11 protein-coding genes are annotated in these 13,230 nt (G+C 64.3%); 3 read left to right on the top strand and 8 right to left on the bottom strand.

The window, feature by feature from the left end; translation table 11 throughout:
• Positions 1–83: 83 nt before the first annotated feature.
• Complete coding sequence (locus BcanWU425_RS36905; RefSeq protein WP_026233053.1) at positions 84–725, top strand: hypothetical protein; 642 nt, start codon at positions 84–86, stop codon at positions 723–725.
• A 1-nt stretch (position 726) separates the two neighbouring features.
• Here BcanWU425_RS36905 and BcanWU425_RS36900 read toward each other — a convergent pair whose 3' ends face one another.
• On the bottom strand, positions 727–987 hold the full coding sequence (locus BcanWU425_RS36900; RefSeq protein WP_026233054.1) for a hypothetical protein: 261 nt from the start codon (positions 985–987) through the stop codon (positions 727–729).
• Between the two features lie 220 nt (positions 988–1,207).
• Here BcanWU425_RS36900 and BcanWU425_RS36895 point away from each other — a divergent pair, with 220 nt between their 5' ends.
• Entirely contained in the window at positions 1,208–2,905 is a 1,698-nt protein-coding gene (locus BcanWU425_RS36895; protein ID WP_204513106.1) for a bifunctional diguanylate cyclase/phosphodiesterase, read from the top strand.
• Positions 2,906–2,921: 16 nt separating this feature from the next.
• On the opposite strand, the gene BcanWU425_RS36890 is transcribed toward BcanWU425_RS36895, so the two are convergent.
• The 7 genes from BcanWU425_RS36890 to BcanWU425_RS36860 all read right to left on the bottom strand — a co-directional run bounded on the left by BcanWU425_RS36890 (position 2,922) and on the right by BcanWU425_RS36860 (position 12,527).
• Positions 2,922–4,430, bottom strand: coding sequence for a tripartite tricarboxylate transporter permease (locus tag BcanWU425_RS36890; protein WP_204513107.1), 1,509 nt, complete (start codon positions 4,428–4,430; stop codon positions 2,922–2,924).
• 4 nt (positions 4,431–4,434) lie between these two features.
• Complete coding sequence (locus BcanWU425_RS36885; RefSeq protein WP_204513108.1) at positions 4,435–4,920, bottom strand: tripartite tricarboxylate transporter TctB family protein; 486 nt, start codon at positions 4,918–4,920, stop codon at positions 4,435–4,437.
• Between the two features lie 154 nt (positions 4,921–5,074).
• Complete coding sequence (locus tag BcanWU425_RS36880; RefSeq protein ID WP_085349787.1) at positions 5,075–6,052, bottom strand: tripartite tricarboxylate transporter substrate binding protein; 978 nt, start codon at positions 6,050–6,052, stop codon at positions 5,075–5,077.
• A 205-nt stretch (positions 6,053–6,257) separates the two neighbouring features.
• A complete protein-coding gene (locus tag BcanWU425_RS36875; RefSeq protein ID WP_204513109.1) occupies positions 6,258–9,125 on the bottom strand; it encodes a PAS-domain containing protein in 2,868 nt (955 codons plus the stop codon).
• Positions 9,126–9,351: 226 nt separating this feature from the next.
• Positions 9,352–10,227, bottom strand: a complete 876-nt coding sequence (locus tag BcanWU425_RS36870; RefSeq protein WP_026233056.1) for a hypothetical protein — start codon at positions 10,225–10,227, stop codon at positions 9,352–9,354.
• A 37-nt stretch (positions 10,228–10,264) separates the two neighbouring features.
• Positions 10,265–11,245, bottom strand: coding sequence for an amino acid--[acyl-carrier-protein] ligase (locus BcanWU425_RS36865; RefSeq protein WP_018455931.1), 981 nt, complete (start codon positions 11,243–11,245; stop codon positions 10,265–10,267).
• A 64-nt stretch (positions 11,246–11,309) separates the two neighbouring features.
• Entirely contained in the window at positions 11,310–12,527 is a 1,218-nt protein-coding gene (locus BcanWU425_RS36860) for an acyl-CoA dehydrogenase family protein (RefSeq protein WP_026233057.1), read from the bottom strand.
• Between the two features lie 356 nt (positions 12,528–12,883).
• Here BcanWU425_RS36860 and BcanWU425_RS36855 point away from each other — a divergent pair, with 356 nt between their 5' ends.
• Positions 12,884–13,156: a phosphopantetheine-binding protein gene (locus tag BcanWU425_RS36855; RefSeq protein ID WP_018455933.1), complete on the top strand. Its 273-nt coding sequence runs from the start codon at positions 12,884–12,886 to the stop codon at positions 13,154–13,156.
• The last annotated feature ends 74 nt before the right edge of the window (positions 13,157–13,230 follow it).

The following is a 13,230-nucleotide window of genomic DNA, read 5'->3' as shown; positions in this document are numbered from 1 at the left end:
ATATGACAGTGACGGCGGCGGAGCGAATGCATCGCCGCCGCATTGTCCTGTCTGGATATCTTGATCGAGAAGGCATTTCGCCGATGGTCGGTTTCCCGCTGCTCCTGATCCCGCTCGCGGTCTACAACATCATCGCATTCCTGATGCCGAGCGTGTCCTTTGCGGACGTGCTGTTCAAGGTGCCGATGATCACGGGCGAGGCCTGGCCGGTCACGCTCGCCGACGTGATGCTCGCGCTAGGTATCGTGCTGCTGCTGCTCGAAGTGGTCAAGGGCGCGCGGCCCGGCTCGAAATTCCTGATGGATCATCTGCTGTCGCTGATCGTGTTCGGCGCGGCTGCGGCCGAATTCGTGATGTGGCCGAAATTCGGCAACTCCACCTATTTCCTTCTGGTGCTGCTCGCGATGGCCGATTTCCTCGGCGGCATCGCCCAGCGCACCCGCCGCCGCGTCGCTTATGTCGCTGAAACGACGGTGCCGGCGCCCCGCAAGACCAAGCGCCAGGCCGAGACGCCGGCGGATGAGTTCGAGCCCAAGTTCGAGCCAGTGTCCGCTCCGCGACCAGCTCCGGCGGAGCCGCCCGCGCCCACGGCACAATCGGTCGCCGAATCCGTGCTGATGGATCACCCGGCGCCGAAGCCTGTGAGTGCGCCCTCGCCGGAAATTCCCTCGCCGCATTTGCAGCCGGGCAACGGCACCCAGCCGTCTCCCGACGCGCCGCGCTGATTCAAGCCACCTGCCGCGTGCGCGCGCTAACGCTCGGAAGCGGGCGCTTGCTGCCATAGGCGACCTGCGCATCCTCGGAAGACGCGCGGCGGAGCCGGCTCGCCTGGGGCAGATGCTCGGCATTGGCGATGAGCTGGGCGACGAAGCTGGGATCGGGGCGTGGCAGCGGGGCCTTGTGGACCCACTGCAAAACCGGCATCAGCGGCACCAGGGCCGAGCCTGTGCCGTTGTCCGCCACGTCCAGTTGACCAGTACTCAACATCGCAATCACCGTTGACCGGCCTAGATTGTCGCGTTTCGAGACGCTGGCGCCGGTGCGTGTCATGTACTCGCAAGGCCTATGCCGGGTGAGCCGCTTCGGTTCCTGCGAGCGAGGAAACGTGGTTTCCAAATTGTTTATCAACTTTGCCTAGGGTCAATGGCGAATCTGGCTTTATCCTGTGCCGGCTCAGGACTCCCCGCTGTCCCGAAACGAGGCGATTTTGACCCCCGCATTGCCGCAAGCCTCCGACATCCTGGCTGCCCTCGGCCAGGCCGTGTTCGCCTGGGACATCGCCAGCGATGCCATCGTCTGGGGTGAGCAGGTCAGCGCCATCTTTCCCGGAATTCCCGCCGAACGGCTGGCCACCGGCGCCGAATTCGCCAGGCTGATCGAGCCCGCGCAATCAATGCGGACTGCCGCGCTGGCACAGACCTCAGCCGTGCATGGCGCCGACGGCACGCCCTACCGGGTCGAGTACGGCGTGCGCATGAGCGCCGCCGATCCCATGGTCTGGATCGAGGAGACCGGCCGCTGGTTCGCCGGCCCCGACGGCCGCCCGGTGCGTGCGATCGGCTCCGTCCGCATCAACAATGAACGCCATGCCCGCGACGAGGAACTGACGAAGCTGGCCCGGCTCGATCCGCTGACCGGCGAGCTCAATCGCTCGCATCTGATCGCCGCGCTGGCCGAGGCCATCGAGGAGACGACCCGTTTCCGCTCGACCGCGGCCTTCATGCTGGTCGGCATCGATCATCTCGCGCGTGTCAACGAGGCCTTCGGCTTCGACGTTGCCGACGCCGTGATCCTCGACGTCGCCACGCGCATTCGCGCGCGCTTGCGCGGCGGCGACGTGCTCGGCCGCTTCTCCGGCAACAAGTTCGGCCTGATCCTGAAGAACTGCACCGTCGATGACATGAACGTGGCTGCCGAACGTTTCCTCGCCGGCATTCGCGACGAGGTGGTGCCGACCAAATCCGGACCGGTGTCGGTCACCGCCTCGATCGGCGCGGTCAGCGTGCCGCGCTATGCCCGCAACGCCGATGAAGCCGTCAATCGCGCCCACGAGACCCTGGACACCGCGAAACAACGCCGCGTCGGCTCGTTCGCAGCCTGGCGCCCGGATGCCGCGCGCGACGCCCAGCGCCGCGTCAACATCCGCGTCACCGACGAGATCGTCACCGCACTGAATGAGCGCCGCATCAAGCTTGCCTATGAGCCGGTAGTTGCCGCCCTTTCGCGCGACTGCGCCTTTCACGAATGCCTGGTGCGGATGGACCAGGGCGACGGCCAGGTGCTGCTCGCGCCCGACATCGTGCCGGTTGCGGAACGCCTCGGCCTGATCCGCCTGGTCGATCACCGGGTGCTCGAGCTCGTGGTCGCCGAGCTCGCGGCCGCGCCGGACATCTGCCTCAGCCTCAACATCTCGCCCGACACCACCATGGATCCGGATTGGTGGGCGGGAATCGAATCGCTGATGCGTGCCCATCCCGGCGTCGCCGAGCGGCTGATCGTCGAGATCACCGAAACCGTCGCGATCCAGGACATCGACGATGTGCGCGGCTTCGTCACCCGGCTGAAGAATTTCGGCAGCCGCATCGCCATCGACGATTTCGGCGCCGGCTACACCTCGTTCCGCAATCTGCGCAAGCTGGGCGTGGACATCGTGAAGATCGACGGTGCCTTCGTGCAGAACATCACCCGTTCCGCCGACGACCGCGCCTTCGTGCAGACCCTGATCGACCTCGCCCGCCGCCTCGACATCAAGACGGTGGCCGAATGGGTGCAGGACGAAGAAGCTGCGAACATGCTGCGCGACTGGGGCTGCGACTACATCCAGGGCCGCCTGATCGGGCTCGCCTCAGCCGACCGCCCCTGGGGTGCGCCGCCACCGGACAGCGTGCTGCCCGCGGCAGGCTGAGACACCTGCCGATCCCTCACGCGCCCTCATCCAGCGCCACGAGCTCGCGCTTCTTGCGCAGCGCGGGTAATAGCGGCGCCATCAGCAGCACCAGCGCGAGCGCAAGACACGCTGCCGAGATCGGCCGCTGCACGAAGGTCCAGAGGTCGCCTTGCGACAGGATCAGCGACTTGCGCAGATTGTTCTCCATCATCGGTCCCAGCACGAACGCCAGCACCAGCGGCGCGGGCTCGAAGCCGAGCTTGCGCATGAAATAGCCGATGATCCCGAACGCGATCATCACGTAGACGTCGAACACATTGTTGCTCGAGCAGTAAACGCCCAGGATCGTGAACAGGATAATCAGCGGGAACAGGATGTTGTAGGGCAACTTGAGCAGCTGCACCCACATGCCGATCAGCGGCAGATTGAGGATCAGCAGCATGACGTTGCCGATATACATGCTGGCGACGATGCCCCAGAACAGGCCGGGGTTTTGCGTGATCAGTAGCGGCCCCGGTTGCAGGCCGTGGATGACGAAGGCGCCGAGCAGCAGTGCCATCACCACATTCGGCGGGATGCCCAAGGTCATCAGCGGAATGAACGCGCCGCCGGCCGCCGCGTTGTTGGCGGATTCGGGACCCGCTACGCCCTCGATTGCGCCATGGCCGAAGCGCTCCGGCGTCTTCGACAGCCGCTTCTCCAGCGCATAGGACGCGAACGAGGCCACCACCGCGCCGCCGCCCGGGAGAATGCCGAGCAGGAAGCCAAGTAACGTGCCGCGCGCCACCGGGCCGGCGCTCGCCTGCCAATCGGCCTTGTTGGGCAGCAGCTGCGTGATTTTGGCGTTGATGATGTCGCGTTTGATCACCTGCTCGGTATTGAACAGCACCTCGGCGACGCCGAACAGGCCCATCACGACGGGGACCAGTCCTATGCCGTCGATCAGCTCCATGCGGCCGAATGTCAGCCGCGGCTGCGCGGTGATGCTGTCGAGCCCGATCAGTCCGAGCACGACGCCGATACATGCCATCAGAAGCGCTTTCGGCATCGATCCCTGCGTGAGGAAGGTGAGCACGACGAGGCCGAGCACCATCAGGCTGAAATATTCGGCAGGGCCGAACGCGATGGCGATGTTGGCGAGCCGAGGCGCCACCAGCATCAGTGCAACGAGTGAAAATGTGCCGGCGATGAACGAGCCGAAGGCTGAGATGCCCAGCGCGGGGCCGGCACGACCCTGCTTCGCCATCTGGTGGCCGTCAATACAGGTCACGACGGAAGCCGCCTCGCCGGGAATGTTGACCAGGATTGAGGTCGTCGAGCCGCCATACATCGAGCCGTAATAGATTCCCGCCATCATGATGATGCCGGATTCCGGCGTTCCTGACAGTGTCACCGGAAGCAACAGAGACATCGCCGAGATCGGCCCGATGCCCGGCAGCACGCCGACCAGCGTGCCGATGAAGACGCCGATGAAGCAGTAGAGCAGGTTGATCGGCAGGAGAGCGACGCCAAACCCATGCGCGACGTTGAGAAGCGTATCCATGCGATCAGCCGATCCCGAACAGGCCGGAGGGTAACTGGATCAGCAGCAGTCGCTTGAGCATCCACCACATGCCGAGCGGTGCCAGAACGGCGATCGGCATCGCCAATGTCCACCGCAAGGGATCGATCAAGCGCAACAAAAGCAGCATGAGCGGGATCGATGACAGCAGGAATCCCAGCGGCTCAAGGGCAAAGGAAAACGCGGTAAGGCAGACGATGACGAGTAACGGCTTGCTCCAGCTCACGTTCTGCCAACGCGAAGCCAGCGTTGGTCCGCCCTCGGTGATGGCCGAGATGATAATGCTGGCCGCGAACACGCACATCAGGATGCCCGTGTAGAAAAGCACGTAGCCGGAGCCAGGGTCGTTGATGGTGCCGAGCTTGAGCTTTAAGCCTTGCCAGATCACGAAGCCGCCGAGCGCGAGCCCGATCAACCCACCCCAGAGTTCGGAGTTGTTGAGGCGGAGTTTGACGGTGGTTTGGTCGTTCATCAATACCTCTCGGCCGTGCCGGGACGCTACGCGGCGCGAAGCGGTGCGCTGCAGATCCGGGATCGATAGGTGCGTGGCAAAGGTAGGTCCCGGCTCTGTGGTGCAGCGCTGGAGAAGCGCTGCACCACGCCCGGAACACGAAAGTGGCTCAATACTACTTCTTCGCAAGCCCGAGCGTATCGATCACCTTGCGCTCCGATTCCGTGACCTCGACGACGAACTTCTTGTAGTCCTCGGTATTCTTGTAGCTCGGCACCATGTCGTATTTGGCGAGCGTGGCGATCACTGCGGGATCCTCGACTGCCTTCTTGAAGGCGTCGTGCAGCTTGGCGACGATCTTGGGATCCATGCCCTTGGGGCCGGCGATGCCGAACGGGGAATCATAGACCATGGGATAGCCGAGTTCCTTCAGCGTCGGCACGTCAGGATAGTTCGGTGATCGCGCGCCGGTCCACACCATGAGAAGCTTCAGCTTGCCGGCGTCGACCAAGGGTCGCCAACCGGTGGAGTCGGCCTGCAGCATGGTGTGCTGGCCGAGTACCGCGGCGTTGGTCTCTGCCCCGCCCTTGAACGGCACCTGCGTGAGCTTGATGCCGGACATCGCGGCGATCTGCTCCATGCCGATATGAAGCGAGGTGCCGGTGCCGGGCGTCGCGTAGGTCACCTTGCCCGGATTTGCCTTCGCGAACTCGACCACGTCTTTCCAGGACTTGAATTGCGACTCCGCGCTGGTGGTTACGCCGAAGGTGTAGCCGGTGAGATGTATGATGTAGGTAAAATCCTTTGCCGGATCCCACGACACCTCCTGCATCAGGGGCAGGCGGAAGACGGTGATCGGAAGCTGTGAGATGGTGTAGCCGTCCGGCTTCGCAGCCGCGGCCATGGTGGCCGGTCCAACCGTACCGCCGCCACCGGCTTTGTTGTCGATCACGATGGGCTGCCCCAGGACCTTGGACGCGCTGTCGGCGATCGCGCGCATCGAGATGTCGGTCGATCCGCCGGCCGGCCATGGAACGATCAGCGTCACCGGTTTGGTGGGATAATCCTGTGCACCCGCGGCGGTTGCGAGCAGCGCGCTCACGACGGCATGCATGGCGGCAATGGCAAAGGTCTTCAGCCCGTATCGCGACATCGAAACTCCTCCCTCGCGGTGGCCTCGTTCGGACCGCGGTTTCTCATTGTTATGACGGGATTGTCCCCGAAATCATGGGAGAAGAAAAGCGCATTGCGCGGCGGCCCCGCAGGGGCGATACGGTGATCCCGCCGAAAAGCGCACATGCGACAATTGGTCGTTTGGAGGCGTGCCGAGATACGGAATTTGGCTCTCGGCTGAGCCCTTACGCCACACGGCGGACTGCGCTCAGCGTCTCGATCATGCGTCCGACCTCCGCGGCCGGCGAGGGCTTGCCGAAATAATATCCCTGCACGGCGGTGCAGCCGCATTCGCGGACGAAGTCGAGTTGTTCGATCGTCTCGACGCCTTCCGCCGTGGTCTCGACGCCGAGCACCGAGCCGAGGCTGGCGATGGTGCGGACGATCGCCACGCTCTCCGGGCTTTCGCCGAGCGTGCCGACGAAGGAGCGGTCGATCTTGATGCGATCGAACGGAAACTTGCGCAAATAGCTCAGAGAAGAATAGCCGACCCCGAAATCGTCGAGGCTGACGCGCACCCCCAACGCGCGCAGCTGGTGCAGGATCTCGATCGTCGCCTCGCTGTCGTCGAGCAGCGCCGTCTCGGTGACCTCGAGCTCGAGCCGATGCGGCGGCAGGCCGGCCTCCGCAAGCGCGCTCGTCACCATCGTCACCAGCCCGCGCGATCGGAACTGCACCGGCGACAGGTTCACCGCGACCGTGAGATCGGGCCAGGTCGCGGCGGTCGCGCAGGCTGTGCGCAGCACCCACTCTCCGATCGGAACGATCAGCCCGTTCTCTTCCGCAATCGGAATGAATTCGGCCGGCGGGACGAGGCCGCGCGAGGGATGTTTCCAGCGCAGCAGCGCCTCGAAGCCGGTAAGTTCGGTGGTGTCGAGCCGCACCTGCGGTTGGAACGCCAGGTGGAATTCACGGGCCTCCAGCGCGCCGCGCAGATCGTGCTCGAGCGCGTGCCGGCTGCGCGCCTCTTCCTCCATTTTGGGCTCGAACAGCTGATAGGCGCCGCGCCCCTTGGCCTTGGCCTCGTACAGCGCGAGGTCGGCGCATTTCATCAGCTCGTCGGCATCGAGCCCGTGATCGGGAGCGATTGCGATGCCGACGGAGACGCCGACATGGATCGACTGGTTCTCCAGCGGCGGCGGGTGACCGATGATCTCCACCAGGCGGCGTGCGAGCCTTTCCGCCGATTGCGGCTGCGGTCCGCGCTGGAGAACCGCGAACTCGTCGCCACCGAGCCGCGCGACGGTGTCGTGCTCGCCGACATTCTCCTGCAGCCGCGCCGCGACCCAGCGCAACAGCCGGTCGCCGGCCGCGTGTCCGAGGCGGTCGTTGACGGTCTTGAAATTGTCGAGATCGAAGCACAGCACGGCCATCGCGCCACCTGCGATTGCGACCTGGTTCAGCCCCTCGCCCATCTTCTCGCGGAACAGCGTGCGGTTGGGCAGGTCGGTGAGCGAATCGTGCCGCGCCATATGCGCAACGCGGGCCTGGGCCTTGTGGCGCTCGGTAACGTCCTCATAGGTGACGACCCAGCCGCCATGCTCCATTCGCTTGTGATTGAGCTTGATGATGCGGCCGTCGCCCAAATAGCGGTGCAGTGTGTGCTCGCCCTCGCGCAGCCTCTCGACATAGTCGGCATAGAGCCGCGCGGCGGTGGTGTTTGGATGGATGCCGAGCTCGCAGCTGTGCTCCATGATCTCGCGCATCGACACACCCGGCTTCACCAATTCGGGTGACAGTCCGTACATCTCGATGTAGCGCCGATTGCAGACAATGACGCGCAAGCTCGAATCGAGCATGCACAGGCCCTGGCTCATGTTGTTCAGGGCCGCGTCGAAGCGCCGATACTGCTCGCTCAGCTCCTCGACTGCGTGCTCGCGCTCGGTGATGTCCTCGTAGGTGGCCACAAAACCACCCTCGGCCAGGGCGCAATAGCGCACGGAGATCGTGGTGCCGTTCGACATCCGTCGGCGTATCGGCGAGGAGTTGCGGTCGGCGATCCTTGCGCTGGCGGCCTCCAGGAGGTGTCGCGGGCTATACTCGGAAGAGAACGCGCCGTTTGCCATCGAGCGTTCGATCAGTTCGCCGAGATGCGTGCCCGGCTTGGCTTCCTCCGGCGAGAGCCGATAGATCTTCCGGTAGGTGGTGTTGCAGACGCGCAGGCGCATCTCGCTGTCGTAGAAGGCGAGTCCGTGCGCCATGTTCTCCAACGCCGCATCGAGCATGAAGTTCTGCTGCCTCAGCATCTCCTCGTATTGCAGCCGCTCGGTGACGTCTTCGTGCACCGTCACCCAGCCGCCGTCGGGCAGAAAACGGGAAACCACCTGCACCATCCGTCCGTCATAGCGCATCACCAGCAGGGTTTTCTCCTTCCTGGTGCGCACGTCCTCCAGCCTGGTGTCGTGGAATTCCTCGCCCGGCATGCCCGGCAGGTTGCCGCGCGACATCCAATGCTCGATGACCGTACAATGCGAGACGCCCGGCTTCACGATTTCCGGGTCGAGGTTATAGAGATTCAGGAAACGTTCGTTGCAGACGACGACGCGGCTGTCGGCATCGTACATGATCAAGCCGTGCGCCATGTTGGCGAGCGCGTGCTGGCTGCGCTCGGTCTGCACGCGCAGCTCCGCCTCGAGCCGGGCGAGGCGGCTGACGTCGTCGCAGATCGTCATCCAGCCGCCGCCGGGAAGCGGCTTCAGCTCGAGCGCCATGACGAGGCCGCTCGCGAGTGTCTGTTGAGTCCGGAACGGCTGGCCGGCTGCGATCCGCGCCATGCGCGCGGCATAGAGTGCGTCGACTTCCCCCGCGGGGATGTTGCCGAGGGCCACACTGTGGGCGAGCACGTCGCGGTAGCTCGTGCCGACCCGCACGATTTCGGCCGACATGTTGAACAGGCTGAGATAGCGCTGATTGACCAGCACGATCCGGTTGCCGGCATCGTAGACGCAGACACCCTGTTCCATGTGGTCGAGTGCAAGCTGGCTCAGCCCGACCAGGGCCTTCGGGCCCTGCTCGCGGCGTGCATCAAGCTCGTTGTCGCGGATCGACGTCATGGGGCGGCGGGGTCTCGGCGGGCAATAGACTTAACGCAGGGCAATTCAGCCGCCGAGGCTAGCGAACAGGCGGGAAAATTCCCTTAAGCGCCGTAGTTTACGGAGGGTGACCGTGATGCAGAGATGCTGCCAATGTGGAGGGGGGTGCAAGGTAGCGTCGCGCCGGTCGGCCTGCGCAATTGCGCCTTAGGCCCGGATGGACATCGAATGTCTGGTCCAAACGGGCCTACGGCCCGTACAGCACGAGTTCCGTATCCGTGAGATCGGCGAGCTGCGGCCGGTGCGGGCCCTTGAAATATTTGCGGCCGCGACGCTCGGTGTAGATGCCGACGAGGCCGGGAACGGAGCCGTTGGAATCGACGGCGACCGCGATCTTGCCGAGCCGCAGCAGCAGCCGGCCGATGCGGCCCGCGCATTCGGTGTACTCGGCCGCGTTGCGGCAGTAGATCAGCTTCATCGCGGGCGGCGCAATGATGCCACGGCGGATGCGCACCGGTTGCAGGATGAAGGGGAACGCTCCCTTCGGCGTGCGGCAGACGAGGCTGAGGCAATTGTAGCGCGCATGCCGCGTCAAGAGCTCGGTCTCGGCATCGGAAAGCCCGTCGATCGTTTTGGCGTGCTGCGAGATGACCTCGATCTTGCTCCAGCGTGGGACGCGCGCCAGCGCAGGCACGGAGAAGAATATACCCCTGCAATAGGCGCGAAAGCCCTGCGTCTCGATAATCGGCCAGGTCCACGGCGCCGGGCTGATGTTGAGATAGGTGACGTCCTTGTGCCGCTGCGCGATCTTGGTCAGGAGCGGGGCGTAGTTGCGGTAGGCCGGATCGACGTACCAGCTCGACAAATTGCACTGGATGGCGGTCTCATCGCCGTCCCTCCGCGCCGTGTAGATCAGCAGCAGCACGCCGACCGGCGTGCCGTCATTGTCGAGCATGTAGCCGAAGCGCGGGTAGCCATCCGGTACCGGTCGGAAGGCTTGCCGGCGCAGGCCTTGGATCCAATAGCCGCGCGAGCGCCCGACGAAGCCGCGCGTCAGCAAGTCCGCGACCGCATCGACGTCGGACTCGGTGATCTCGCGGCATCGGACCTTGGTGTGGATCACGCTCGTCTTTCCCGTGGAAATGACCGGCCTCGTTCCGTTAGCGCCAGCCTTCGCCGTGGGCATCGGCCGCGATCTGCGGCTGCAGGCCCATGATCTCCCGCACCTTGGCGGGCCAGGCGGAAGGGTCGGTGCCGTGGGTGTGGAACATGGCGACCGCCAGCCGGTCCATGCCGAAAGCGACGCAGCCGGTGTGGGCCGGCTCGCCATTGGCGTCCTTGATGTCCCACGTCGTGCCGAAATGCTCGCGGTGATAATTGAAGCTCATGCAGGCGGTCGGCTGCTCTTCCGAGCGCAGCGGGATCAGCAGTTCGAACTTGAGCTGCTGCTGCTTCTGGCTCACGGCCTTCATCTGACCGACGCGGCCGAAGAACGGATCGCTGGCATAGTCGACGCGGAAGGTGAGACCGAGATCGGTCGCAATCGCCTGCGCGCGCACCATCCAGCGCTCGCGGAAATCGGCCACGTCATCGGGGCTTCCGATGCAGACATATTCCCGCATCCGGAACGATTGCAGCCGGTCGAGATGTTTTGACGGTTCACGGCGGAAGCAGTCGGCGGCGACGTCGAAGCGCAGGCCACCCTTCGGCAACTGGCCGCGGCTCGCCGCGATCGGATAGACGGGATAGCAGGCCGCCGGCGACAGCACGAGGTCTGCCGGCGAGAGCGAGCTGGTCCAGTCACCGCCGGCGTCGAAGCGGCTTACCGCGGCGTTGATCTCGCGCTCGGTGCCGTGCAGGCTGCAGACGCAGCCGAGCAGGTTCGGAAAGCTCTTCAGGTAGCCGGACTTCTCAAGCTGAGATCGGCTCATCACCGGCGGGAAGCGCATCACCTCAGTGCCGGCCTCGCGATGGCTCGTGATCAGCGCGGCGAGCCGCTCGACGATGCCCTCATAAAGCGCGGTGCGGGCGTAGACGCCGTCCGAGCCCATCGGATGAAAGAGCTTATCGGCGAGATGATCGAGCGGATCCGCGATCTGCGGCGCGGTCTCAGGCGAGTTGGGGAGAACAGCAATGTTCATTGTCGGCTTCCTGCTATCTGAAATTATTCTTATTGAACGAAGGCACGTCGGTCTCGAAAGCTCGTCAGTCCCGAAGGCTTGTCGGCACGCCGCTCATCAGGGTCGATGTTGCGGCATTGGCCAGAATGCGGTCGTTGTTGATCATGATCGGCGACGACAGCACGTCGCGCAGGTGGCGGCCCATCGTGAACTCGCCGTCATTGCGGTAGCCGGAAAGGCCTGCGGTGCGCATCGCATGCATCACGGTCTCGACCGCGAGCTCCGAGGCCTGCACCTTCAGAAGCGTGATCGAAGACTGGAAGTCGAGCGAGCCGAGCGCGCGTTCATCGTGCTCGGCGAGAGCAAAGGCGTCGATATTGGCCGATATCAGCGCCCGCAGCTTGGCCAGCGACATCTTGGCGGCGGTGAAATGTGCGGCTGCCGGAGGCATCTGTCCGCCCGAGGTGCGGGCCGCCTTGCGGACGAAGGCCTGCGCACGGGTAACGGCGGCTGCAGCGATACCAGCCCAGGCCGAGGACCAGCACAGATGCGCGAACGGCGTCATGGTCTGGGCGTGGATCTTGTCGTAGGATTCCGGGAAGACGCGGTCGGTGGGGCAGTCGACCTTCAGCTCGAAACCGGTCGAGCAGGTGCCGCGCATGCCGAGCGTTTCCCAGCCCAGCGTCCGCTTCAGCGAATAATCGTCCCTGGCGAGCGCCAACAGCACCTGGTCGGACGCAGAAGCGTCTGTGGCGCGGCGGGCGATGGTCACGAGGCCGTCGGCCTCGGCACCGTAGGAGATCACGGTGGCGTCGCGCAGCAGCGAGACAGTGTCGCCGGCGACGTCGACGGCGGCGGCGCTAGCGCGGATGTTGCCGCCGTTCTGACCTTCGGTGGTGGAGGAGGCGAGCAGCCACTGGTCGCGTGCGACCCGGCGCATCATGGTTTCCATCCAGGGGATGCCGTGGCCGTGCCTGACGACGCAGGCGACCTTCGTGGTGTGCATGGCGTAGATCATCGCCGTGGAGGCGCAGGCGCGTCCGAGCGTGTAGCAGACGTCGGTGGCGTCGTGGATCGAGGCACCGAAGCCGCCGAACTCGGCCGGGATCATGACGCCGAGCAGCTTCTGCTCACGCGCAACCTCGAAAGCCTTGTGGGGGAAGCGGGCATCGCGATCGACCCCGTCTGCGTCGGCAGCCGCCACGGTGGCGGTGCGGGCGGCGCGCTCAATGAGAGAGGGACCATGCTCGAGAAAGCTCGTCTGCGTCTCGTCGACAGTGAGGACTGCTTCACGCACGTTCATATCGTCCGCCTCCGGTTTGCCGTTCAGGATCGCCGGCATCATTCGCGATGCCGCTTGAGCGATTCCTTCGACCATCTTTGCTTATGAGATGAGGCTACGGATTTAATTCAAATTCGTCGATGAAATAGAGGGTAAACAAAGCCCAATTCCGAACGAACAGTTAAGTTCGGGTTGTTTGCCTCGTCCGGATTTCCGCGATCGCGTTAGGGATCTGTAAGAAGCCGGAAATCCAACAATCTGAGTCATCGTTTACTAAGAAACGCGAAGTAATGGTGGCGTCCATTGCGGGATCGGCCCGCCGTGCCCATCGTAGCCGGCAACCGGTCCGACCTTTGTCGACAGATGGGAATTTACCGATGCAGGCTTTCGATACCGAGTTGCGCAATCGCATCATCAAGCTGGTGAAGGGCATCCTCGCGCAGAACTCGCTCTCCGCTGAGGTCACGCCGCAGGCCAAGCTCGTCGACGTCGGCCTGACCTCGATGGACATGGTCAATCTGATGCTCGGCGTCGAAGCCGAATTCGACTTCACGATTCCCCAGGTCGAGATCACACCGGAGAACTTCCAGTCCGTCGAGACGCTGGAGCGCATGGTCGCGACCCAGCTGCGGTCGGCGGCCGCGGCATAGCCGGGAGTGCTGGCGCGCGTTCTCCTGACGGCACCTCTTGACCCCATCACCCGTTCCAAAACCGACGTAAAACT

Origin of the sequence: Bradyrhizobium sp. WU425 (assembly GCF_021052305.1) — a bacterium.
GTDB classification, from domain to species: Bacteria; Pseudomonadota; Alphaproteobacteria; order Rhizobiales; family Xanthobacteraceae; genus Bradyrhizobium; species Bradyrhizobium canariense_D.
This window is presented reverse-complemented; position numbering and strand designations above follow the sequence as displayed.

What these genes read in the sequence shown, in the direction of transcription:
- BcanWU425_RS36905 (WP_026233053.1), top strand. Translation starts at nt 84, where the DNA reads ATGGTCGGTTTCCCGCTGCTCCTGATCCCGCTCGCGGTCTACAACATC.
- BcanWU425_RS36900 (WP_026233054.1), bottom strand. Translation starts at nt 987, where the DNA reads ATGTTGAGTACTGGTCAACTGGACGTGGCGGACAACGGCACAGGCTCG.
- BcanWU425_RS36890 (WP_204513107.1), bottom strand. Translation starts at nt 4,430, where the DNA reads ATGGATACGCTTCTCAACGTCGCGCATGGGTTTGGCGTCGCTCTCCTG.
- BcanWU425_RS36885 (WP_204513108.1), bottom strand. Translation starts at nt 4,920, where the DNA reads ATGAACGACCAAACCACCGTCAAACTCCGCCTCAACAACTCCGAACTC.
- BcanWU425_RS36880 (WP_085349787.1), bottom strand. Translation starts at nt 6,052, where the DNA reads ATGTCGCGATACGGGCTGAAGACCTTTGCCATTGCCGCCATGCATGCC.
- BcanWU425_RS36875 (WP_204513109.1), bottom strand. Translation starts at nt 9,125, where the DNA reads ATGACGTCGATCCGCGACAACGAGCTTGATGCACGCCGCGAGCAGGGC.
- BcanWU425_RS36865 (WP_018455931.1), bottom strand. Translation starts at nt 11,245, where the DNA reads ATGAACATTGCTGTTCTCCCCAACTCGCCTGAGACCGCGCCGCAGATC.
- BcanWU425_RS36860 (WP_026233057.1), bottom strand. Translation starts at nt 12,527, where the DNA reads ATGAACGTGCGTGAAGCAGTCCTCACTGTCGACGAGACGCAGACGAGC.
- BcanWU425_RS36855 (WP_018455933.1), top strand. Translation starts at nt 12,884, where the DNA reads ATGCAGGCTTTCGATACCGAGTTGCGCAATCGCATCATCAAGCTGGTG.